Origin of the sequence: Chryseobacterium indologenes, assembly GCF_001295265.1 — a bacterium.
Taxonomy (GTDB): Bacteria; Bacteroidota; Bacteroidia; order Flavobacteriales; family Weeksellaceae; genus Chryseobacterium; species Chryseobacterium indologenes_A.
On sequence record NZ_LJOD01000007.1, the window covers coordinates 1 to 22,857 of the forward strand.

At 38.1% G+C, this 22,857-nt stretch carries 21 protein-coding genes; 13 read left to right on the forward strand and 8 right to left on the reverse strand.

The window, feature by feature from the left end; genetic code table 11:
- The 9 genes from AOB46_RS11445 to AOB46_RS11485 form a co-directional block, all read left to right on the forward strand.
- The coding region (locus AOB46_RS11445) for a hypothetical protein (RefSeq protein WP_131724359.1) at nt 1-236 on the forward strand (236 nt) is incomplete at its 5' end.
- Nucleotides 237-343: 107 nt separating this feature from the next.
- Nucleotides 344-1,828 (forward strand): hypothetical protein, encoded by a 1,485-nt coding sequence (locus tag AOB46_RS23840; RefSeq protein ID WP_062699414.1) that lies wholly within the window; start codon nt 344-346, stop codon nt 1,826-1,828.
- A gap of 73 nt (nt 1,829-1,901) precedes the next feature.
- Nucleotides 1,902-2,426, forward strand: coding sequence for a DUF1697 domain-containing protein (locus AOB46_RS11455; protein ID WP_062699416.1), 525 nt, complete (start codon nt 1,902-1,904; stop codon nt 2,424-2,426).
- 7 nt (nt 2,427-2,433) lie between these two features.
- Nucleotides 2,434-2,763, forward strand: coding sequence for a hypothetical protein (locus AOB46_RS11460; protein ID WP_062699418.1), 330 nt, complete (start codon nt 2,434-2,436; stop codon nt 2,761-2,763).
- Between the two features lie 66 nt (nt 2,764-2,829).
- Nucleotides 2,830-3,639 (forward strand): 3-deoxy-8-phosphooctulonate synthase, encoded by an 810-nt coding sequence (gene kdsA, locus AOB46_RS11465; RefSeq protein WP_062699420.1) that lies wholly within the window; start codon nt 2,830-2,832, stop codon nt 3,637-3,639.
- A gap of 44 nt (nt 3,640-3,683) precedes the next feature.
- Nucleotides 3,684-5,888, forward strand: a complete 2,205-nt coding sequence (locus AOB46_RS11470; protein ID WP_062699422.1) for a TonB-dependent receptor plug domain-containing protein — start codon at nt 3,684-3,686, stop codon at nt 5,886-5,888.
- A gap of 127 nt (nt 5,889-6,015) precedes the next feature.
- Nucleotides 6,016-6,396 (forward strand): HYC_CC_PP family protein, encoded by a 381-nt coding sequence (locus tag AOB46_RS11475; RefSeq protein ID WP_241489196.1) that lies wholly within the window; start codon nt 6,016-6,018, stop codon nt 6,394-6,396.
- 119 nt (nt 6,397-6,515) lie between these two features.
- Nucleotides 6,516-6,989: a DUF3347 domain-containing protein gene (locus AOB46_RS11480; protein WP_062699424.1), complete on the forward strand. Its 474-nt coding sequence runs from the start codon at nt 6,516-6,518 to the stop codon at nt 6,987-6,989.
- 89 nt (nt 6,990-7,078) lie between these two features.
- The gene (locus AOB46_RS11485; protein ID WP_185113865.1) at nt 7,079-9,868 is read left to right on the forward strand and encodes a multicopper oxidase domain-containing protein; all 2,790 of its coding nucleotides are present in this window, start codon (nt 7,079-7,081) and stop codon (nt 9,866-9,868) included.
- A gap of 159 nt (nt 9,869-10,027) precedes the next feature.
- Here the strand turns inward: AOB46_RS11485 and AOB46_RS11490 are convergent, their stop codons facing one another.
- From AOB46_RS11490 to AOB46_RS11515, 6 genes are all read right to left on the reverse strand, one after another.
- The gene (locus tag AOB46_RS11490; RefSeq protein ID WP_062699426.1) at nt 10,028-12,058 is read right to left on the reverse strand and encodes an alpha/beta hydrolase family protein; all 2,031 of its coding nucleotides are present in this window, start codon (nt 12,056-12,058) and stop codon (nt 10,028-10,030) included.
- 68 nt (nt 12,059-12,126) lie between these two features.
- The gene (locus AOB46_RS11495; RefSeq protein ID WP_062699428.1) at nt 12,127-13,242 is read right to left on the reverse strand and encodes an FAD-dependent monooxygenase; all 1,116 of its coding nucleotides are present in this window, start codon (nt 13,240-13,242) and stop codon (nt 12,127-12,129) included.
- A 10-nt stretch (nt 13,243-13,252) separates the two neighbouring features.
- A complete protein-coding gene (locus AOB46_RS11500; RefSeq protein ID WP_062699430.1) occupies nt 13,253-13,747 on the reverse strand; it encodes a GNAT family N-acetyltransferase in 495 nt (164 codons plus the stop codon).
- An 11-nt stretch (nt 13,748-13,758) separates the two neighbouring features.
- Nucleotides 13,759-14,358, reverse strand: coding sequence for a hypothetical protein (locus tag AOB46_RS11505; RefSeq protein WP_062699432.1), 600 nt, complete (start codon nt 14,356-14,358; stop codon nt 13,759-13,761).
- Nucleotides 14,359-14,518: 160 nt separating this feature from the next.
- A complete protein-coding gene (locus AOB46_RS11510) occupies nt 14,519-15,385 on the reverse strand; it encodes an RNA polymerase sigma factor RpoD/SigA (RefSeq protein WP_002979276.1) in 867 nt (288 codons plus the stop codon).
- Nucleotides 15,386-15,596: 211 nt separating this feature from the next.
- Complete coding sequence (locus AOB46_RS11515) at nt 15,597-16,388, reverse strand: S1/P1 nuclease (protein WP_062699434.1); 792 nt, start codon at nt 16,386-16,388, stop codon at nt 15,597-15,599.
- 376 nt (nt 16,389-16,764) lie between these two features.
- Between AOB46_RS11515 and AOB46_RS11520 the strand changes: the two genes are divergently transcribed.
- The 3 genes from AOB46_RS11520 to AOB46_RS11530 are packed head-to-tail and all read left to right on the forward strand — an operon-like array spanning nt 16,765 to nt 19,830.
- Nucleotides 16,765-17,706, forward strand: coding sequence for a type VI secretion system baseplate subunit TssG (locus AOB46_RS11520; protein WP_062699437.1), 942 nt, complete (start codon nt 16,765-16,767; stop codon nt 17,704-17,706).
- A 54-nt stretch (nt 17,707-17,760) separates the two neighbouring features.
- Complete coding sequence (locus AOB46_RS11525) at nt 17,761-18,663, forward strand: TssN family type VI secretion system protein (RefSeq protein ID WP_062699439.1); 903 nt, start codon at nt 17,761-17,763, stop codon at nt 18,661-18,663.
- 27 nt (nt 18,664-18,690) lie between these two features.
- A complete protein-coding gene (locus AOB46_RS11530) occupies nt 18,691-19,830 on the forward strand; it encodes a hypothetical protein (protein WP_062699441.1) in 1,140 nt (379 codons plus the stop codon).
- Nucleotides 19,831-19,960: 130 nt separating this feature from the next.
- Here AOB46_RS11530 and blaIND read toward each other — a convergent pair whose 3' ends face one another.
- Together blaIND and AOB46_RS11540 are read right to left on the reverse strand one after the other, a co-directional pair.
- Nucleotides 19,961-20,680, reverse strand: coding sequence for an IND family subclass B1 metallo-beta-lactamase (blaIND, locus tag AOB46_RS11535; protein ID WP_062699443.1), 720 nt, complete (start codon nt 20,678-20,680; stop codon nt 19,961-19,963).
- Between the two features lie 378 nt (nt 20,681-21,058).
- Entirely contained in the window at nt 21,059-21,712 is a 654-nt protein-coding gene (locus AOB46_RS11540; RefSeq protein WP_062699445.1) for a metal-dependent transcriptional regulator, read from the reverse strand.
- 85 nt (nt 21,713-21,797) lie between these two features.
- Between AOB46_RS11540 and AOB46_RS11545 the strand changes: the two genes are divergently transcribed.
- The gene (locus AOB46_RS11545) at nt 21,798-22,832 is read left to right on the forward strand and encodes a threonine aldolase family protein (protein WP_062699447.1); all 1,035 of its coding nucleotides are present in this window, start codon (nt 21,798-21,800) and stop codon (nt 22,830-22,832) included.
- The last annotated feature ends 25 nt before the right edge of the window (nt 22,833-22,857 follow it).

A 22,857-nucleotide genomic window follows, 5' to 3' on the forward strand; every position in this document is an offset into this window, starting at 1 on the left:
AAAAAGCATATGCTTATCTGGTGAAATCCATAGAGCCTATTGATAAAAAATTCAATGTTTTCATCAAAGAGCTTCAGCAGATGGGTAAAGAAAAGGCGATGAAAGAGTCTGAAAACGTACAGAAAATAACCCCTTTCTACCAGTATTTATTTGATGTAATGGAGCCTTTTGATTCTACTTATTCCAAAGAAAAAGAAGAGCAGATCACTACAGCGATCATCAAAGCAACTCAATAAGATTTTTGCACTATAACATCATACTTTAAAACGGAACTTCGGTTCCGTTTTTTTATTATTGGCATTCCTGATTTTTAAGATTATATTTGTGACGCTAAAAATACACGATGACCGAGACTAAGAACAAACTTCCCATCTATGCCGCAGCTTTTACGGTAGTTTTTAAAATCTTTTTTTTACTGACCCATTATATTCAGGAGGATGCTTTTATTACCTGGAGAGTAGCACAGAACTTATTGGATTATGGCGTTATAGGCTTTAACGGAAATACGAAGATCTCGGCTTCCACAACACATCTGTATGTTTTTGTATCGTATTTATTCAACCTGATCTTTGGTAAAGAGAATTTTATTGAACCTATTTTAATCTTCAATTCATTACTCTTTACAATAGGGACAGTACTGCTTTCCCATCTGGTTCTTAAGAATCCGGTGCATAAAGCTCTTTTTATATTTCTGATTGGAATTTTGCCCCCTTCCATTAAAATTTCAATTTTAGGAATGGAATACGGTATCCTTTTCTTCCTTGAAATGGCCCTTCTGTACTATGGTTTCAGCAAAAATAAAAGATGGGCCCTGATTCTTCTGCCCATCCTCATCATGTTTACAAGAATAGATACGGTGATCTTCCTGGGAATTGTATTTTTAGTAGATGTTTTCTGGAACAGAAAGCTAAGATGGAGCTATGTACTGGGAGGAATTTTGGGACTTGCATCTGTGCTGTCTTTCAACTGGTTTTATTTTGGTGAACTGGTGAATAATACCATTACTGCCAAAAAGCTTCTGTACGGGCATGATTTTACTTTTCAACAGCATCTGGAATATTTTTGGGTAAGTTTCGGAAACTTCTGGGGAATGCTTAAGCTTCCCGGAAACTTTAATCCGATAACGATTATGATTCTTATTTTTGAGCTGCTTTGCTTTATTTACCTGATCAGACAGCGGGAAAAAAGAAACTACTTTTTGTGGATGATTTTCATTTTTGGATGGGTGAAGCAGATTATTTTTATTTCTCAAAAAAGTTTATTCGACTGGTATTACTGGGTTCCGCAATTGCTGCTTTTTGTTCCGGTTCTTATTTTTGTTTTGGAGCAGAAAGAGAGAAGGAAGTTATGGTTATCCCTGTTTATTATATTTTATATCCTTCCGATGTTTGCTTTTCAGACTGTACATTCTATAGCAACAGGAAACGGAGAGTGGTATTACCGCAGAACAATCGGTCTGTATTTGGGAACTTTTGAAAAAGATAAAAAACAATGGATACTGCTGGAGCCGGCAGGATATATCCCTTACTTTTCAGGATTAAAAACGATTGACGAAGTAGGACTGGTGGATAAGCAGATTCAGGAAGAAGTTAAAAAAGACAGGGCTAATTATTGGGTGAATACCGTTAAAAAAAGAAAGCCTAAATACCTTCTTTCCTACAAGAATCTGTTTGAAGGCAAAGATGCAGCCTATTATCAGGCTCATTACAAGCTGATGCAGGAATTCAGGGTGAAAGATCACCTGAAAAGCCAGAATAAAATCCTGGAAAAGATCTACAGGCTTAAACCTTCAGGAACAGATTATAATTTGTATATTAGAATTGATTAAAATATTGAAAAAACAGATAGGAGCTCATAAGCTCTGAAAGCCCGTTAAAACGGATAACCTAAAACCTGAAACTATGAAATACTGTGCTTTTCTCCGTGGCGTCAATGTAAAAGGAACCAATATGAAAATGGCTGATGTATGTCGGGTTTTTAAAAATGCAGGAATGGCTGATGTAAGCTCAGTGCTGGCTTCAGGAAACATTGTTTTTTCTTCAGATAAAGACGCCGCTGAACTGAAGCAGGTATTGGAAAAAGCCATGTCTGATCACTTTTCTTATGAAGCTTTTTTATTTATAAGATCTGTTGAAGAAACAGAAGCTTTCTGGAACGGAAAGCCTTTTGAAAAAGATGACAGCCTTCACCTGTATGCTTTTGTGGGAAACCCGGGTGTAGAAAATACCCTGATGGAAGAATTTGAAAAAGCATCCAAAACAGAAAATGAAAAAGCGGAAATTGTAGACGGTACTTTTTATTGGCAGGTTCCAAAAGGGAATACCTTAGACTCTACATTCGGAAAAGTTTTGGGAAAGAAAAACCTGAAAGATCAGTTTACCAGCAGGAATATCAATACGTTTGAGAAGATTTTAAAGAAATTCTAACTCAGCAATGGCTCTTTTCCTTTTTCTCACAGGAATGTTTGCCATTGCAAACTTTTATTATTGGGTATTTCGGAGCCCTTTGAAGACGTATAAGCTGTTTATTATATTCTTCATCGTTATTTCGCTGATGGCTGCAGTGATAGATCCTCACAACCTGCTGGAAGTATTTGTTACATTCTCAGGATATTATACTTTGCTTTTTGGGGTTCATTTATTGTTGACCGGGACATTCAGGATAAACAGATATTTTCCCTATATATTTGCTTTTTTCCTTATTTCACTTTTGGTGACCGCTTTTTTCGGAGCATTGATGCAGGATATTTTTAAGTATTCTTAAGTGCAAATAATTTCCTATTCTGAAACTTTCTCAGTATTTTTACTGAACTTTTAATTCACATAAAAAATGATTCAGTATTTAGATAATATCCATCACAAAGATTCAAAAAACTTTTTTCTTATTGCAGGTCCTTGTATTATTGAAGGAGAAGATATGGCTTTAAGAATAGCTGAAAAAGTAATCAGTATTACAGATAAATATAACATTCCTTATATCTTTAAGGGAAGCTTTAAGAAAGCCAACAGAAGCCGTGTAGATTCTTTCACGACGATTGGTGAAGAAAAATCCCTTGAAATTCTTAAAAAAGTGGGAGAAACGTTTAACATTCCTACCACTACCGATATTCACGAAAATGAGCACGCAGCATTGGCCGCTCAGTATGTGGATGTATTGCAGATCCCGGCATTTTTAGTGCGCCAGACCGATCTTCTGGTAGCAGCAGCCAAAACAGGAAAGTGTGTAACCCTGAAAAAAGGACAGTTCCTTTCTCCGGAAGCCATGAAGTTTGCTGTTCAGAAGGTAACCGATTCTGATAATCAGAAAGTAGCCATTATTGAAAGAGGAAACTCGTTCGGATATACGGATCTGATTGTAGATTACAGAGGAATTCCTACGATGAGAGAATATGCGCCTGTTATTCTGGATGTTACCCATTCATTGCAACAGCCCAATCAGAGTTCCGGTGTTACAGGCGGAAGACCTGATCTCATTGAAACCGTAGCCAAAGCCGGAATTGCAGTAGGGGCCGACGGAATTTTTATTGAAACCCACCCAACCCCTGAAACCGCATTATCAGACGGAGCCAACATGCTAAGACTGGATTTATTAGAAGATTTATTGCAAAAATTAACAAGAATCAGAGAATCGATTTTGTAATTGTTAAAAAATAATTAATTTTAGAAATTCTTAAAATATTTCTTTTGAAAAAACTAGTTTTACCACTAAGCCTTATGGTTCCTGTACTGATTTTCTCCCAAAACAGAAAAAAAGATACAACCACAAGAGTAACCGATATTGAGGAAGTTGTTTTCCAGAAAAAAGTGATCGGAAGAACTTCTGATATTACCAATATAAAGCTCTCAGCAAAAGATACCAGAGGAGTGCCTTCCATAGGAGGAGGAATTGAAGGGCTGCTTAAAACACTGCCTTCCGTAAGTTCCAATACCGAGCTTTCTTCACAATATATGGTACGTGGCGGAAACTATGATGAAAACCTTATTTACATCAATGATATTGAGATTTACCGCCCTTTCCTGATCAGAAATTCTCAGCAGGAAGGGATGAGTATCATCAATCCCGACATGGTGTCAATCGTAAACTTCTCTCCGGGAGGTTTTGAAGCAAAATACGGCGACAAAATGTCCTCAGCATTGAATGTATATTACCGTGAACCTGAGAAATTTGAAGTTTCAGGAGAAGCGAGTCTGATCGGAGGCAGACTGACAACCGGTCTGGCTTCAAAGAATAAAAAACTGACTGCATTATTCTCCGGGAGATACAGAAATACGAACCTTGTTCTGAACACCCTGAACGAAGATACAGATTTCAATCCTACTTACTGGGATTTCCAGTCGTATATCAACTATCATGTTAATGATAAATTTTCCATGTCGTTCATCGGATATTATTCCAAGAATGACTACGAAATGATTCCTAAAGCAAAAAGTGTTACTTTCGGAAGCCTTCAGCAGCCTATTACTGTAAATATCGGATATGGCGGTAAAGAGCAGGATATGTACAAGAACATGATGGGAACATTCTCGCTCAACTATAAGCCATCCGATAAATGGAGGTTTACTTTAGACAGCTTTGCTTACCAGAACAGGGAAAAAGAATATTATTCTATTGCTTCAAGCTATGAACTTCAGACTTTTGATCCTGTAACGCAGGCTCCGGTATCAAGCTTTGATGTTGGAGGGCAGATAGAACACGCAAGGAACGACCTTTTCGTGAAAACTTACGGGACCCAGTTCAGAGCCCGTTTTTCACCGAATGTAAATACCAATATAGAATTAGGCTTCAAATACGAAAAAGAAAACCTGAAAGACCTTACCAATGAATGGAAGCTGGTAGATTCAGCAGGATACAGCCTTCCGGTACCTATTGTAGATCCAAGAACGGGAGGTACAGGTGATTTAAGACTGTTTTACCAGATCGCTGGAAAAAATAATATTGAGCCTTCAAGACTTTCGGCATATGCACAGTATACACAGAAATTCTACTGGGGAGCCAGCAAAGTATTATTAAATGCCGGGGCCAGAGTCTCTAACTGGAGCTTCAATAAAGAAACCATATTTTCACCGAGAGCTCAGTTTGCCATAAAGCCGGACTGGGAATCGGATATGACCTTCAAGCTTTCCGGGGGAATCTATTACCAGGCACCTTTCTACAAGGAGATCAAAGATCTTGACGGTAACTTCAATTCCGACATAAAATCACAACGTTCCATCCAGGTAATCCTTGCCAACGACTATGAATTTTATATGTATGACAGGCCCTTTAAGCTGACTACAGAAGCCTATTATAAAAAAATGGATAACCTGATTCCTTATTATATGGATAATGTGAGAATCCGTTATTCAGGCAAAAATAATGCTTCAGGATATGCTTACGGAATTGATACCCGACTTTTCGGGGAATTTGTTCCGGGGGTTGATTCGTGGTTATCTGCAAGCTATTCCAGAATCTATGAAAATATAGATGGAAGAGGAAATATCCCAAGACCCACAGACCAGAGATTCAGGTTTGCCATGTTCTACCAGGATTATATGCCAAAATTCCCTTCAATGAGGGTAAACCTTACTTTGATATACTCAATGGGACTTCCTAACGGAGCTCCTGTATTTACCGACCCTTATCAGTACCAGAAAACTTTACCTGCCTATAAAAGGGTTGATTTAGGTCTTTCCAAAGTATTTATAGATTCCAAGGATAAGAAAAAAAGATATGGTTTCTGGGGCAATTTTGAAGAGCTTACTTTAGGGGTACAGGTTTTCAATGCATTCAATATCAATAATACAGTGGCCAATCAGTGGATTACAGATTATAATTCCAACCTGATGTATCCGGTTCCTGTTCGTCTTACAGGACGTTTTTTCAATGTAAAACTTGAGTTTAAGCTGTAGAGCCGGTTATCAATAAAAAAACAGAAAGCTTCTGAAATTCAGGAGCTTTTTTTGTGCAGAATTTTATAACAAGTATACCGAATTTTATAACAGCGTTTTCAAAGATATTTTTAACTTTGCTGTATCAATGAAAAAGATTCTTGCCATATTTTTCTCTGTTTTCTACTTCGGATTTTCTTCCGGAGCAGCTTTCAGCGTTCATTACTGTATGCAGGAATTTGTTTCTATAAGCCAGAAAACGGACGATATCTGTGGTAAATGCGGAGTAAAAAATAAAAAGAGCTGCTGCAAGACAGAAATCAAGGTGGTGAAAGTGGATGATTCTCAAAAATCAGATTTTCTGAAGATCAATTTTTTGAATCAGATCCCGGAAAAAGCATCCAGCCATCAGTTTTTTGTTACAGACCTGACTTTTTCAGCTTCAAAATTTACCCAGATAAGAATTAATGCACCACCTGAGTACAGGCCGGTTCCTATCTACATCAATCATTGTAATTTTAGAATTTAGAATCCGTCTGTTGTCTGGTATTATCCGGGTGATCGTACTTTCGCGGACAACACGGTTCGGCGCACTACGTGCGTTTTTCAACAATTCTTTATAAAAAATTAATTCTAAAATTTAAAACAATGAAAAAGTATATCATTACAGCAGCCTTATCTTTATTTTCAATCCTTTCAGTTTCTGCACAGTCTAAAAAAGATGCCAAGGTATCTAAACTGTATCAGAACTATATTGCCATTAAATCTGCCCTGGCTTCTGATGATGCTGACAAAACATCAAAAGCAGCAGCCGAGTTTATTAAAACCGCTTCTACAGTTGATTATAAATTGGTTTCTGAGGGTAATCTTAATATCCTGAGAAAAGATGCTACCGTTATTTCTGATGCGAGAAATATTGCCGCACAAAGAGAAACATTCATGAACCTTTCAGAAAATATGATTGCTTTGACGAAAGAATTTAAACTTTCTGATAAGCCCGTTTATGTACAATACTGCCCGATGGCTGACGGAAGCTGGCTGAGCGATGAAAAAAAGATAGCCAATCCGTATTACGGAAGCTCTATGCTGTCATGCGGAAGTGTGAAGTCAGAAATTAAATAAGTATTGTATCTATCTTTAAAATAACAGGTTGCATGGTTTAGGTTATGTGTAGCTTTAATCCGTGCAACTTTTAAAAAGTTCGGAATATTATGAAAAAAATAATCATATTTCTGGTGCTTTTGTTCTCTGTTTTCACCTTTGCCCAAACAACAAAAACATACTATACCTGTCCGATGCATCGTGAAGTGGTTTCTTCAAAACCCGGTGACTGCCCGAAATGCAAAATGACGCTGGTAAAGAAAACAGTGGCCATAAAACCCAAAGTAACAGCAAAGCCTCAGGAAAAACCTGTACAGAAAACTGAAGTCAGAACAAAACCTACAGAAACTAAAGTAAATAAAGCAAAACCTGAAACCAGGAAGGTAAAAATTGTAAAGGATACAGAAAAACCCAAACCTGCTAAACCTGTTCAGACTGCCAGAGCACCAATAGCTTCTCAACCTAAAGTTCATACTCAGTCTCATTCTGCTTACACCTGTCCCATGCACCCTGAAGTAATTTCTGATAAACCGGGAAAATGCCCGAAATGCGGAATGGAGCTGGTAGAAAAGGAAGATCATCAGCATACAGTGGCTGTAGAACCCCAAAAAGAAGAGAAATCTGTTTTAAGAAGAAACTCTGAGAACGGGAAAGTAACTTTTGGCGGAAAAACAGTCAGATATGATTTGTATGTAAAAGATACAATCGTGAATTTTACGGGGAAAAACAGGAGGGCACTGGCCATTAACGGAAAGCTGCAAGCCCCTACCTTATATTTTACAGAAGGGGATACAGCAGAAATTTACCTTCATAATATGCTGAAGGAAAATACCGGACTGCACTGGCATGGGGTAATTCTTCCCAATGAGCATGACGGTGTTCCATATCTTACGACAAAGCCGGTAAAACCAGGAGAAACGCATCTGTATAAATTCAGGGTTTCCCAGAACGGAACCTATTGGTATCATTCCCATGAAGCCCTTCAGGAGCAAATAGGGATGAACGGAATCCTTGTTTTCAGAAAAAGAGAAGGAGAACCGGCACCACAATACAATGCGGAAATCCCAGTGCTTTTAGGGGACTGGAGTGATGAAGATCCGATGCAGATCGCAAGAAGACTTCACATGGCCAATACAGACTGGTATGCTATAAAGAAAAATGCAGTTCAGAGTTACTGGGAAGCGATTAAGTCAGGAAATTTCGGAACAAAAGCCCTGAATGAATGGAAAAGAATGGAAGCGATGGACGTAAGTGATGTATATTACGATAAGTTCCTGATTAACGGACTTCCAAGCTCTGATTACTCCAGTTTAAAAGCGGGAGATAAGGTTAGACTGAGGGTTGCCAACGGTGGATCATCTACCTATTTCTGGCTGAATTATGGCGGCGGAAAAATAAAAGTCGTTGGAAATGACGGAAATGATGTGGTTCCTGTGGAAGTAGACCGTCTGATTATAGGGGTTTCTGAAACTTATGATATTGAAGTAACAGTTCCTGAGAATAAAAGTTTCGAGTTCCGGGCTACTTCCGAAGACAGAATCGGGCATGCATCTTTATGGCTGGGTTCCGGTGATAAGGTTGAAGCTCCAGATCTTCCAAGACTGATGCTGTTTGAAGGAATGAAAATGATGAACGGAATGATGGAAATGAGTGGAAATATGAAGCCGATGAACATGACGATGGGCAACCAGATGATGGATATGAACGAAGTGATGTATCCTGAAATTCCTGAAAGCCAGCGTAAAATGACGGCCAAACACATGAATGAGATGATGGGCGTGAAAACGAAAGAGAAAGAACAGAAAGAAGAAGACCATTCACAGCACTCAGGAATGAATATGAAGGAGGAGAAAACAATCAAAAGACTGTCTTATAATCTGTTAAAATCTCCTGAGAAAACAATTCTTCCAACAGACAGTATCCGTGAAATGAAGTTTACCCTGGAAGGAAACATGAACCATTATCTGTGGACACTGGATAATAAAACGGTAACAGAAACCGATAAAATTCTGGTAAAAAAAGGGGAAGTTCTCAGAATTAAGCTGTATAATAATTCTATGATGCGCCACCCGATGCACCTGCACGGGCATGACTTCAGATTAATCAATGCAAAAGGAGAATATTCTCCATTGAAAAATGTGGTAGACATCATGCCTATGGAAACGGTAACGATAGAATTTGCTGCCAATCAGGACGGAGACTGGTTCTTCCACTGCCATATCCTGTATCACATGATGGCCGGAATGGGAAGAATCTTCAGCTATGAAAATTCAAAACCCAATCCACAGCTGCCCAACAGGAAACTGGCCTGGAAAAACTTTTTAAAGGATAACAGAATGATCAGCTCTATGGCAATGCTTGATGTGGCCAGCAATAAAATGCATGCTGAGACAATGACGATGTTCGGGCCGAGATGGGCAAACCTTAATGAATTTCATTCCAACTGGAATTTCGATCATTTTGAAGGAAATGTAAAGGTTGGTAGGTTCTTAGGAAAGTTCCAGTGGGCGCTTCCATATGCCGGTTTCAGGTTCCAGAAGAATCATGAGATCATGGAAAGACAGATGGCCGAAGATATGGGCATGGATTTCCAGGGAAAAAAATCCTGGTTCGGACAGCAGAAAGCCTCCAAGACAAAAGCGTCTTTCATTGTCGGTATGCAGTATGTTTTACCGATGCTTATCACCGCTGATGCAAGTGTAGACCAAAACGGAAAAGTATTACTGGAGCTGAGCAGGGAAGATATTCCCATCTCCAGAAGGATAAGAGGAAACTTCAGTGTTAATTCTGACGGGGAGTTTACAACAGGAGTACGGTATATCCTGCAAAAATGGCTTTCCGTTTCCGGAAATTATGATAATGAAACGGGCTGGGGTGCCGGTATTACCCTGACTTATTAATTATAGAATAAAGGCTGTCCAATGGATAGCCTTTATCATTAACCGTCTCCTGATACAAAAGCTTACCTGGAGTTTTTTTGAGTAAATATATCTTGCCCTACAAAACAAAAAAACCGCCCCATTTAAAATGAGGCGGCTTTTCCTGAACCTAATCAGCTTTTATTTCTTGGCTTTATCAGTTTTTGCGGCTGGAGTATAAGTTACTTTTTTAATATCAACAGTCATTTCTTTCAGACGTTTAGCTACATCTTCAGGCATTTCTTTCTGGTATCTTCCCCCAATGACTTCTGACAGGAATTTCTCTGTCTCAGCATACATTGCCATATTATTTACCGGTTTTCTGAATCCGTGTCCTTCATCATCAGCAAGAATATAATTTACTTTTTTCCCTCTGTCACGAAGAGCAATCACAATCTGATCAGCTTCTGCCTGCTTTACTCTTGGGTCATTGGCTCCCTGGATAATCAGAAGAGGCTTTACAATTTTATCAACACTGAACAGTGGACTAGCAGCGCGGATGGCCTTTTTACCTTCTTCCGTATTCGGATCACCAATCATTCCATAAAGAGAAGCACGGGCTGATTCCCAATAAGCAGGAACAGAGTCTAAAAGCGTAAACAGGTTGCTTGGGCCCACGATATCTACGCCCCCGGCATACAGATCAGGCGTAAAGGCCAGACCTGCCAGTGTTGCATAGCCGCCATAGCTTCCTCCCATAATCACAATTTTGTTTTTATCAGCGATGCCATTATCAATCAGGTATTTTACACCCCACGTGATATCGTCCTGCATCAGTTTCCCCCATTGAAGATCCCCGTCATTCTTAAATTTCTTACCATAACCTCCACTGGCTCTGAAGTTAGGCTGAAGTACTGCGTAGCCTCTGTTGGCTAAAAACTGAACTGTTGAATTGTATCCCCAGTAATCTCTTGGTCCTTTTGGGCCTCCATGTACTAAGACCACCACCGGAATATTCTTTCCTGAAGAACTTGTAGGTAAGGTCAGATAAGCAGGAATTTCAAGCCCGTCACTGCTTTTATAAGAAATAGGAGTCATCGGAGCCAGATATTGTTCTACTTTCTTTAATTCGGTTCTGGGGGTGTACTGGAAAATCAGCTGTTTGGTTTTAGCATCGAAGAAGTATGCTTCAGGAGCATATTTGTCACCCCAGACTGAGATCAGGAATTTTGAATAATCTTTAGTAGGGCTGGCAAAATTAACTTCTCTTCCCAGGAACTTATTTTGTAAAAATTTATAGTTAGATTCCCATGTTTTATCTTTCCAGTACACTTCTGTTTTATCTCCTGTATACGAAGTAGAGATTATTTTTCTGGTATTTCTGTCTATAAACAATCCACCGAAATCAACTTTTCCTTTAGGGTCTTCTTCTACTTTAGTGATCTGTTTGGTTTTCGGATCCATCAGGAATAATGCTGATTTATCCAGATTTCCTTTATCAGTTACCAGATAAAACTTAGAGTTACTCTCATTCCAGTCTGAAATATAAGCTTCTTCAGTTACCAGAGTTTCGTAAATAGGTGTAAGTTTATCACCGTCTCTATATAAAAACTGAGTGGTTCCTTTTTCATCCGTTCTGTATAAAACCCTTAGCTTTTCATCCCAGTCGAAATTGTAACTTGTGATACGGTCTTTATTTTCGAAGATCTTTTTCAGTTCCCCGGTGGATATTTTTAATGAGTAGAGATCATGCCATGCTTTATCACGGTTGTTCAATCCAATCATCAGCAGATCAGGGTCTTTTCTGCTGACCATGTAAATCTGGGCGGTTATATCTTTAAGCGGTGTGATATTTCTTGCTTCAGGCACTCCGCTGGTTACTTTTGCCATTGGATCTACCGCGAAAATATTCATATTTTCATCACCGTTATTATCTTTCACAAACAGGATGTATTTTCCATCTTCAGACCAGAAATAGCCGTTTAACGGGCGTTTACTGTCTGTTAATGGGCGTGCCTTATCAAAGGGTTCATCAATTTTTTTCACCCAGATATTCATGATTCCTCCGTATTCTTTGGTAAAGGAGATCCATTTTCCGTCCGGACTAAGCTGTCCGCCGGAGATTTCAGGATTTCCAAAAAACAATTGTCTGTCAAGCAAAGGAACCTGTTGCGCTCTTGTCAGCTGTAGCCCTATCGTTAAGAGGAGCGCGAGATAAATGATTTTTTTCATTATTGCATAAGTTTAGTTATATCTTGAAGCTGTCTGCCTCGTTTCTTATAATGGTTTCAGCAGCAGTTTTATAATTCCAGCCGAATAATTTTTTCAATGGTTCTTTGATTCATGCTGTCAGGGACTAAGCGCATTAAAAAATTACGAAGCTTATTTCCGTGTTCCCATTGTGAGATTTTCCCAATGGTCCGGCTTGTACTGACGATGTAGTCTGTTTTTTTTCTTCTGATTCTTTGAAACTCTTCAAAAACGCTGTTGAAATCCTTATTTTTTTCCAGCAGTTTACCGATAACATATGCATCTTCAATGGCCTGGCAGGCTCCCTGACCCATATTGGGAGTTGTGGCATGAGCAGCGTCTCCGATAATACAAAGACTTTCGGAATACCATTTGGAAATAGGAGAGAGATCAGCAATTTCGTTACAGATGATACTTTCTTTGGGAGTAGCCTTAATAAGGTTGATTACTAAGAGATCAAAATCATTGAAAACTTCGGCTATATATGGTTTTTCGTGAAAGTCCTTTTCATTGATGCAAGCGTACCAGTATACTTTTTTCTGTGAGATCTGTACAAATCCAAAACGTTTTCCTTTTCCCCACATTTCAAAAGCTTCATGAAGAAATTTTGAAGGGAGATCAAAATCTGTAACTCCTCGCCAGCATTTTTGCCCCGCATTTCTGATGGTTCCCGTTTTCAGAATCTGTTCCCGGACTTTTGATTTTATACCGTCAGCTCCAAAAACAATTTTGCTTTCTTTTGAATATCCTTCGAAATGCAGTACATAATTTTCTTTCTTTTCAATCTGAAGGAGAGAATGATTAAGCTTAATGACTTCAAAACCAATATTTTCTGCCATAATTTTTTGCAAATCGGCTCTGTGTATGGCTACATTACAGGAGTTATATTTTTTTTCAAATGCGGTAATATCTGTCTTTGAAATTGTTTTAAAAAAAGGATCTGTAATAGAAATTCCATGGATTTTATTTCCTGCATTTTCAATTTTTTCTTTAAGACCGAGCTGATCAAAGATCTGCATAGCGTTGACGGCCATCATGATTCCGGCTCCTACAGGTTTTATCTCTGGGGCAGACTCATAAATAGAGAAATCATATCCCTGCTGCTTCAGGATATTTCCCAATGCCAGTCCGCCAATTCCTGCTCCTATGATTGAAATAGTATCCATAAGGGATATATTACAGATTTATTATATAATTCTCGGATATCTTTTTAAAGCCATATTTTTTGAAAAAATGATGAGCTCCTGCATTGTTTACACCGCTTTCAAGCAGTATAAAACTGATATTCCAGCTTTTTGAATCTTCTACGGCTTTTTCCAGCAGCATACTTCCGATAGACTGCCCCCTGTAAGATTGGTCAAGCAGCATATCTTCCAGGACGGCATACTTTTTAAAGCCATTAATGAGATGAAATACCAGTATTCCGATGATCTCACTTTTATCATTTTCTGCAATCAGGATCTTTAATTCAGTTCCTGACTCTTTAAAATCACCCGAAAACTGGGCTTGTAGCACTGTTTCAAGATCCGGGCTCCACTGTTCTGGGCTTAAAGCTCTTCCGGAAATGATTTCCCCGTGAGAAATATAAGAATCTGTTTTATGGGTAATAAAAAAGCTGATCAGCTCTTTAATCCGTGTACTGTCTGTAAGCCATTGTGTAGTATATTTCATTTCTTTTTATCTTACTTCATATTTTTTAACTCGTTCAGCAGGTTTTGCTGTTTGCTAATAAAATGTTCCAGACTGTCTGTTTTCAGCGGATGGGCATTCTGATACTTCTGAATTTCCGGAAGGGTTTTCCTGATTTTAAAAGCAGTATACTGGTCTGTGATTACCCCGGTATTGGCATTGATTTTTTTTATCAGTTCCTTTATATTTCTGATTTTGAGACTGTACTGGTCCTCACTTATCTTAATCTGTTGTTCAACTTCTTTCTTTAAGAGTGAATCTTTAATAGCCTTTGTTTTCTCATGAGCATTCTGGTAATATGATTCAGATTTATAGATAACGGGTTCATAGGAGGCGAGGACTTTTCCGCTTTCCTCATAAATTTTGGTCACCCTTTCATCCAAAGCTTTGAGATGAGTATCGGTTTTAAGAAGTTCCCCATAAATCTGATCGATCATATCATCGGCGTGGTAACTTTCTTTAAGGGAACGGGAAACTGATGATTCCTCAGCATTGTCTACAGCATTGGCAACGATTGGAGGATTCTTAGGTCGGTTTTCTTTACAGGCTATGAAAGATAAGGCCAGTGCAGAGGCGAAAAGTATTTTTCTCATAGTAATTTGTATTGGGTAAATGAAAGCTGTTCTCTGATGAAAAATTTATTTCATCCTGTCAAAACTTTAATTTTTCTATTAGTTGATAGTAAGCAGGCATTTGTTACAAAAAAACGGAGCCTGAAAACAGACTCCGTTGAAATACGTTATTACGTTAAAATTATTTACCTAAATAAGATTTTAAGATCTTGCTTCTGGTATTGTGTTTTAGTCTCTTGATCGCTTTTTCTTTGATCTGACGAACTCTTTCTCTTGTAAGATCGAAAGTTTCCCCGATTTCCTCTAAAGTCATCGGATGTTTTCCGTTCAGTCCGAAGTATAGTCTTACTAAATCAGCTTCTCTCGGAGTAAGGGTGTTTAATGCTCTTTCAATTTCAATCTGAAGAGATTCAAGCATCAGGTCTTTATCCGGGCTTGGAGATTCTCCTGAACGTAAAACATCATAAAGATTAGAATCTTCACCTTCTACTAAAGGTGCATCCATAGACAGGTGTCTTCCGGAGTTTTTCATTGATTCTTTAATATCTTCTTCACTCATGTCAAGAACTTCAGCCAATTCTTCCGGAGAAGGTGGTCTTTCATTTTCCTGCTCCAGGTGAGCATATGCTTTGTTGATTTTGTTGATGGAGCCGATTTTGTTCAACGGAAGCCTTACAATTCTGGACTGTTCTGCTAACGCCTGTAAAATTGACTGACGAATCCACCAAACCGCGTAAGAGATAAATTTGAAACCTCTAGTTTCATCGTACCTTTTTGCCGCTTTCATTAATCCTAAGTTACCTTCATTAATTAAATCGGGTAAAGAAAGACCTTGATTTTGGTACTGTTTGGATACGGAAACCACGAAACGAAGGTTGGCTTTGATTAATTTCTCCAGTGCTGCTCTGTCGCCCGCACGTATTCTTTGTGCCAATTCTACTTCTTCGTCCGCAGTGATCAGTTCCACTTTACCAATTTCCTGCAAATACTTGTCTAATGAAGCAGTTTCCCTGTTGGTAACCTGCTTAGTGATTTTTAATTGTCTCATCTATTTTTATCCTCAAAAAAGAGTTACTATATAGTATACGTATAAGATGATACAAAGGTTACACCAGTTTTACTTTTTTATGAAATTATTGTATCAGGCAGTTGATGAAATAGGGAAGAAGGGGTTGGAAGTTACTTTCAGCTTTAACCTAAACAAAAAAACGGAACTCAGGTTCCGTTTTATACTTTAAGTCGTTGATCTCAATTATTTCTTAAAACAAATCATTCAACAGTTTAGCCAGCCTTAATCCTCCGTACAGAAGCTGTCTTTCCATTGTATCATTGAATTTATACTGGTAGTCGTACGATAATTTTGAGCCATCCGGCGTCTGTGCATAGATTTTGTTGGCAATTTTATGAGAATCATACAGCCAGTCTTCTACGGTTCCGGTCTGAATCTGTTTTACTTCATCCTTAGATTTGATGTCTAAAAGTTTTGCATATTCTGTATAGCTGTACTTCTGGGAATCTACCAGTTTTCCATCCCATACAGAGTGAAGATTGGTTTTGTCTCCGAAGTAGGTTACATTAATCTTATTCCCTCCAAGATCATCAGCCCTTCCTACGTGCAGAGGCTGTGCCAGATCTCCCATGATGTGGATCAGGAAAATCAGGGCAATTTTTCTGTCTTTTTCAGATGTTTTGGCATCTTTGATCTGGCTGGACAGGGTATTGATCTGAGTGTAAAGGCTTGGACCTGCCTGAAGCTTTAAATTCTGGTCAAATGTTTTAAAATCAACCTGCGGATCAATATTTACGTAATGCCATGATGAAGCCTGCTTCCAAACCCCTGTAGTATCAGACTTAATAAAATCCGGCCAGTTAGCCCAGTACGCAAGCCTTTCCTTTCCCATTATTTTTTTTATCTCCCTTCTTGCTTTTCCCGACAGATGGTTTTGTGCGATCTCTGCAATAACCCTGTGTCCCGTTAGCCCCCATGCATAAGAATAAAGCGAAGAGGAGATGAATGCTAAAATCAGAATTTTAGAATAAATACTTTTCATTATAAATAACATTTTACAAGCTGCAAAGATACGCCCCGCTTTCCGAATGACCATCAGGTATATCCTGATTCTTGCCCGGAAGAATGTTAATAAAATTTAATCTAAATAAAAAAGGTGGGAGCATGCTCCTTATGATCTGTTTTGCCAGTGTGGTTTTTACTGCTTAAGCTGTTCACTATCAGATTGAAAATTTATTGATTAGATTTATACGCAGTTCCCTGTTCAAAAGCTATTCACCGTATTTTTACGGATTTTGTTAGAGATTATTCCGTTTAATGTCAATAAATTAGTATTTTTAGGATAAAATTATTGGGAAAATATTTTTTCAAACTTACGAGATATATTATCTTTACCAGTCATAATCACAGGAAACACTATGTATGAGAATAATATTGTAGACATGAATTACAATAAGCTGCAGACGGACTTCAAAGCGGAAGCAGTGGCTGTAAACCTTTTGAAATACCACCGCGCGGTAAGCAATATATTTATTGAACGGATCGGGATTAACGACCGTGCTTATCTGAAAGACATCAAAAGTATTTCAAGCAGTTATTTAGGATTTGATGAGGAAGTATTTACGATAGAAACCTATAGGGAAGGTGTTTATGATTATCTTCCTGAAGGATTATTTCATCCACCGTCATTGGGTGCTTCCCGGAAAAATGTAGATACGGTGGTCCGTGAGATCCGTAAACAGAAAAGGGTAGAAGAAGATGCCCGTAAGTTTTTCAAACCTTTTGAGCTGGAAATATTCTTTACGGAAATCAGCGCTTTGCTGAAAGAGTCTGAATTTGATATCACCAGCAATACCGATGCGCTGCTGGAAACGGTGAGTGAACTCTGGCCCCTGGTGAGAATGCTTGATAGGCAGAATGCCTATATTTTCATTCATATTCTGCCGTTTTTCCATCAGATAAGAGGGGATAAGAGATGGTTTGAAAGATGTATGACCGCTTTTCTTCAGGTTCCTGTAGAAGTTACTTTTACGCCCAATGTTATAGATAAAATTGAGAAAAATGACGACTCTATGTTATTGGGAAATTCAAGATTAGGAGTAACCTATATTCCGAGCGGAAAACATATGGACGGACAGCGGAACTGGGTGGTGAATATTGGCCCGATTCCTTATAATGATATGGAAAGATATATTCCGGGCAATCCGTTCAGAAAAGTACTGCAGGCGCTTTATGATTATTTTCTTCCTGTAACCGTGGATGTGGAAGAGAATTTTATTACAGAGAAGCAGGAATATTCATTCAGTCTGGAAGATAGTGAAAGAAATGCCAGCCGTCTCGGATACTCCACATTCCTCTAAAATAATTTATTATATTTACAGTTACCAACAAAGTATAAATTCGAAAAGAAACAAATGGAAATTTCTTCAGTAAAAGGTATTTTTTTAAGGTATATACTAATGCCTTTAATAGCAGTTATTATGATGGCCATACTCGGGGTGATCAGAAGAAATAAACCTGCTATCAAAATTAAAGTAATTATTGTATACGTTCTTCTGTGCAGTTTATGCCTGGCTCTTCCCGGAATTTTCGGATTTGCCGGAAATCTTTTTAATCCGTACTGGTATCTTATTGCACAGGTTATTTTCCTTATTTTAGGTATTATTCATGTAAATTTAATGCACAGATATTTCAGAAAGCACATTGATTCTGTAGGAATGAGCATTTTGTTTGAATCAATTCTTTCATTAACGTGTATTGCCTTCGGAGGATATTTATTTACCCTTATTTTTAACCTGATCAGTAAGGGGAACGGAAATGCCGTGATGTCTGCCACAAGTATAGCGATCTTTGTGGTTCCTATGGTATTTTATTACTGCTATATTCAGTTTATCAGTATTCCTTTTGATATTTATAAAACATGGAAATATTCACCGGACCAGAGGCTTCCCGATTTTGAAGGGGCTGATTTTGACCGTTTAATGGTTCTGAATGTGGAACTGAGCAAAAACTTGGAAGATGCCAACCGTTTCAGAATTAAAGCCAAAACACTTCCTACAGGAATTACTTTCGGAGACTGGTTCTACAGGGTGGTAGATGATTACAACCATAAAAATCCGGGTTCTATCATCCACCTCTCCGATGTTGAAAAAGAACCTTATTATTGGATTTTTTACACTAAAAAATCGTTTTTCAGCTTTAGAAAATATATTGATTTCGACCAGGATATCTCTACGAACGGCATTTCAGAAAATGAAGTGGTGATCTGCAAAAGAGTGATCCAGCATGAGGAAGAAGGCGTTATAAGAAGATCATAATCACAGAAAATTTAAAAAGTATTAACTATGATACAACCTATCAAACATTTTGCGATCAATTGGGTAGACGGGATGAAAGTATCCCAGAGGCACCTTAATGATCAGGATAATTTTTTAATTGATACCATCAGAGATTCCAATTCACTGGGAATTTCCACCTATAATTACGGGCTTTTGCCTATCTCTAAAGAATATACGGATAAAACCATTTTTGATGTTCATAATACGGCAACAAATGATGTACAGCTGGTGATTAAACACTGCAGTGCTATTACAATGGCGGGATACCGTATTGATCTGAACGACAGGAGAGTGAGCGTGAAGTCGCTGGCAAAATCTATGAATGAGGAGCAGGCAGATGGAGAATACTATATTCTGATCTCTGTAAACCCTTTTGATAAGGTACCTTTCGGAGATATTGATCCGGAGGAAATACCACCACGCCACCCGAATGCACAGCCCAACCATTTTATAGAGCTGCTTCCGGTAACTTCACTGAACAGCAGTTATTCAGGAGGAAATTACCTGATCATTGGAAAAGTGGATCTGAGAGCTAATATTGCACAGGTAGACTCCAATTTTATTCCGCCATGTACATCCATTCAAAGTCATCCGACTTTAGTAGATTATTACAGCAGCTTTGCCAAGTCTATCGGAAATCTTCAGCAGTATGCATTCAAAATCATCCAGAAGGCATCCCATAAGAATCAGAATACAGCATTGGCACAAAATGTAAAATATCTGTGTACAACCATGGTCAATACTTTTGGTGATGTTTATTTCCAGTTCAGGAATGTAATCCCATGGCAGCCACCGGTATTTCTGATTGAAGTATTTGCTAAACTGGCTCTTCACCTGTATAATGCAACCCAGATCTTAGTACCTGCCGAACTGGAAGAAATGCTGAATTACAGTCTGGAATGGAGTGAAATTGCTCCTCATACTTTACTGAACCAGCTTTCTATTGTAGCGGAAACCAATTATGACCACCACAACTGCGGAGAACCGCTTCTTTATATTCAGCAGATGTTGAGAAGCCTTGAAACGATTTTCTCCAAGTTGAGCGAGCTGGATTATATCGGTCAGAAAAAAGAGAATATCATTGTTAACGAGCAGGAAGTATCCTCGAACAACAACCCGAAGAGAGGCTGGAGTGTTTTAGATTAACAAAAAGATTTGAAAATACAGATCCCGGATGAAATGTCCGGGATTTTTTGTACCCCTGATTATTTGTGAATTCAGGGGCAATTTTAACAGTAAAAAAAAGACCTGCCAAGAGATTGCAGGTCTTTCTGATTTATTTCTTATTCAGGAGTTCCAGGGTATGTTCTACATGTCCGCCTCCTTTCCATTCATCATGTCCGGGAACAACTAAAACGGCCTGCGGATATTTTGATTTCAGTTTTTCCATGGTATGAGGCCATTGTTCTACATTAGCTTCTCCGGTATAGCCCAAATCTGTGGCAGCTTTACTTTTTACGAGACATCCGCCATCCAGTATATTGTATTTAGGAAACCATACCACTACATTATCAGCAGTATGTCCCTCTCCAAGAAAATCCATTACAAATTCTTCTCCTCCTATACGATACTTTTTTCCTGTTTTTATAATAGTGTTTGATGTTGCTTTCCCTTCTTTCTTCAGGAATTCGTTAGTTTTTGCAGTAGCATAGGTTTTGATCCCTTTGCTGTTATAAAAACTAAGGTCTCCGGCTCTGTCTGCATGGGAATGGGTGGCAAATACGGCAATAACAGGCAGATTATGGCGTTTTTTTATCGTATCCATCAGACTTTGATATTGTGTTTTCTGCCATGGGACATCAAACAGAACAACACCTTTTTTGGTAACAAGATACATGGCATTGGTAGAATATTCTTTCCCTCCAAATACGCCGAAAGTTTTATAAATATATAAGTTGGGTTTTATAGGAGGCTCAATAACAAAATCTCTTACCTGAGCACCGGCAAAAGGGCTTAACAGCATTGAAACGATAAAAAACTGAATGGTTTTTTTCATAATTTTCGGGGGGCATTAAAATGTTAGTACTTGCCAGAAAGTAAAATCTGAACAGAATGTTTTGCAAACCTAGGGAAATTTAAAATTCTGACTTTTGTGTAAGGAGGAGTTTAACCGTTTTTTAACAGTTGCTGGTTTGTGCAAAGAAACAATTATATATTACCCGCTGTGGGCTGAAATCCTTTATTTTAGATGGATTTTGGATTCCAATCCTTAGTATGCGAATTTTTTATTAGTGTATCAGTAACAAAAGGACTTAAGTTATTTTAAGTAAATACTTTGCGCATAGAAGTTTATAGAAACTTTTAAAAATCGTAGATTTTTTATTGATGAGTAAAATATACTATCAAAAATATCAGGTATCAGCCGTTAAGGAAATTATTTTTTAATTAATATTTTTTCTGTAGCCTTTTTGCTGAGAATTTCTTTTCTGCCACCTATTTCTATGGTCATCGATTTATCAAAGTTTTCAATTTTGATAATCTTTACTTTGGTATTAAGGAGAAGCTTTCTGTCATTTAAATAACTTAAAAAAGCATCATCAGAAAGAGTAACGGAGGCGAAAATTACGGTTTCTCCCACGTCACAGCTGCTTAATTTCTGTAGGTCCTGTGCAATGATATTTCCGTCTTTGTCCGGAATAGGCTCTCCATGCGGATCAAATTTCGGGTAATCCAGAATCTCATCCATCTTATCGAAAAAAATCTGAGAATGTACATGTTCCAGCTGCTCCGCGATTTCATGAACATTTTCCCATCCGAAATTCATTTTCTTAACCAAAAACATTTCAGTAAGCCTGTGTTTTCGTACAACCAGGGCAGCTTCACGTTTTCCGCTCGCAGTGATCAGCAAAGGTTTATAAGTTTCATAAATGACCCATTTTTTCTCTGCGAATTTCTTCATCATGTTATTTACACTCGGCATTTTTACGTTTAAAAATTTGCTGAGTTCGTTAATCGTTACTTTCCCTTCATTGTCAACTAAATGAAACAAAGCCTTCAGATAATTTTCTTCTGTTAATGTTGTTTTCAAAATGTTAGATGATTTTCACTACAAATCTAACAAAATAAAATTAAAAGTTGTCTCTTGTTATTTTAACTTTTTATAATTTTACTTTATGAAATTTTCATTCAAAAACGACTATTCTGAGGGATGTCACCCGAATATTTTACAGGCACTTTTACAATATAATCTTGATCAGCAGGCAGGCTATGGTGAGGATGAGTATTCCCGGCAGGCTAAAGATTTAATTAAAGAGAAAATTAAGAAACCGCATTCGGATATTTACTTTATTTCCGGAGGCACACAGGCTAATCTTATTGTTATTTCTTCGATTCTGAGACCTTATCAGTGTGTGATATCTGCTGCTTCAGGGCATATTCTGAATAATGAAACGGGGGCTATTGAAGCTACGGGACATAAAGTATTAAGTATTGAAACAGAAGACGGGAAACTCCGTCCCGGAGATATTATTCCTGTTCTTGAAAGCCACAGGAATATTCCGCATCAGGTGATGCCGAAGCTGGTTTATATTTCTAATTCCACGGAGCTTGGAACGGTTTATCTGGCTGAAGAACTGGAAACCCTTTCTTCTTTCTGCCGGCAGAACGGACTGTATCTTTTTATGGACGGTGCAAGAATGGGGCACGGTATCACTTCTGAAATCAGTGATCTGACGCTGGAAAAGGTTGCAGAACTTACAGATGTTTTTTATCTGGGAGGAACCAAAAACGGTGCTTTAATAGGAGAAGCTGTCGTCTTTAATAATCCGGATCTGAAAATTGATTTTGCCTTCAATATCAAACAAAAAGGCGCTCTGCTGGCGAAGGGAAGGCTTCTTGGAATTCAGTTTCTGGAACTGATGAAAAATGATCTGTATTTTGATCTGGCAAAACATGCCAACAACCAGGCAATGAAGATGAAAAATGCAATGAAGGAAAGGGGAGTACAGTTTCTTTCGGACACCTATACCAATCAGATATTTCCCATTCTGAGTAATGAACTGATTGAAATTTTATCTGAAAGTTTTGAATTTTATGTCTGGAAAAAAATAGATGAAAAAAAGTCGGCAATACGGCTGATAACCTCATGGAATACCGGAGATAAGCCTGTAGATCATTTTATTGAAATCATCACAAAAGAATTGTCATAAGATTTTATTGATGCAGCTGTTTTTT

Coding starts and splice junctions, on each gene's coding strand:
- AOB46_RS11505 (WP_062699432.1), bottom strand. CDS start 14,358: ATGAGAAAAATACTTTTCGCCTCTGCACTGGCCTTATCTTTCATAGCC.
- AOB46_RS11480 (WP_062699424.1), top strand. CDS start 6,516: ATGAAAAAGTATATCATTACAGCAGCCTTATCTTTATTTTCAATCCTT.
- AOB46_RS11530 (WP_062699441.1), top strand. CDS start 18,691: ATGATACAACCTATCAAACATTTTGCGATCAATTGGGTAGACGGGATG.
- AOB46_RS11545 (WP_062699447.1), top strand. CDS start 21,798: ATGAAATTTTCATTCAAAAACGACTATTCTGAGGGATGTCACCCGAAT.
- AOB46_RS11455 (WP_062699416.1), top strand. CDS start 1,902: ATGAAATACTGTGCTTTTCTCCGTGGCGTCAATGTAAAAGGAACCAAT.
- AOB46_RS11475 (WP_241489196.1), top strand. CDS start 6,016: ATGAAAAAGATTCTTGCCATATTTTTCTCTGTTTTCTACTTCGGATTT.
- AOB46_RS11500 (WP_062699430.1), bottom strand. CDS start 13,747: ATGAAATATACTACACAATGGCTTACAGACAGTACACGGATTAAAGAG.
- AOB46_RS11510 (WP_002979276.1), bottom strand. CDS start 15,385: ATGAGACAATTAAAAATCACTAAGCAGGTTACCAACAGGGAAACTGCT.
- AOB46_RS11520 (WP_062699437.1), top strand. CDS start 16,765: ATGTATGAGAATAATATTGTAGACATGAATTACAATAAGCTGCAGACG.
- kdsA (WP_062699420.1), top strand. CDS start 2,830: ATGATTCAGTATTTAGATAATATCCATCACAAAGATTCAAAAAACTTT.
- blaIND (WP_062699443.1), bottom strand. CDS start 20,680: ATGAAAAAAACCATTCAGTTTTTTATCGTTTCAATGCTGTTAAGCCCT.
- AOB46_RS11460 (WP_062699418.1), top strand. CDS start 2,434: ATGGCTCTTTTCCTTTTTCTCACAGGAATGTTTGCCATTGCAAACTTT.
- AOB46_RS11485 (WP_185113865.1), top strand. CDS start 7,079: ATGAAAAAAATAATCATATTTCTGGTGCTTTTGTTCTCTGTTTTCACC.
- AOB46_RS11525 (WP_062699439.1), top strand. CDS start 17,761: ATGGAAATTTCTTCAGTAAAAGGTATTTTTTTAAGGTATATACTAATG.
- AOB46_RS11490 (WP_062699426.1), bottom strand. CDS start 12,058: ATGAAAAAAATCATTTATCTCGCGCTCCTCTTAACGATAGGGCTACAG.
- AOB46_RS11495 (WP_062699428.1), bottom strand. CDS start 13,242: ATGGATACTATTTCAATCATAGGAGCAGGAATTGGCGGACTGGCATTG.
- AOB46_RS11515 (WP_062699434.1), bottom strand. CDS start 16,388: ATGAAAAGTATTTATTCTAAAATTCTGATTTTAGCATTCATCTCCTCT.
- AOB46_RS23840 (WP_062699414.1), top strand. CDS start 344: ATGACCGAGACTAAGAACAAACTTCCCATCTATGCCGCAGCTTTTACG.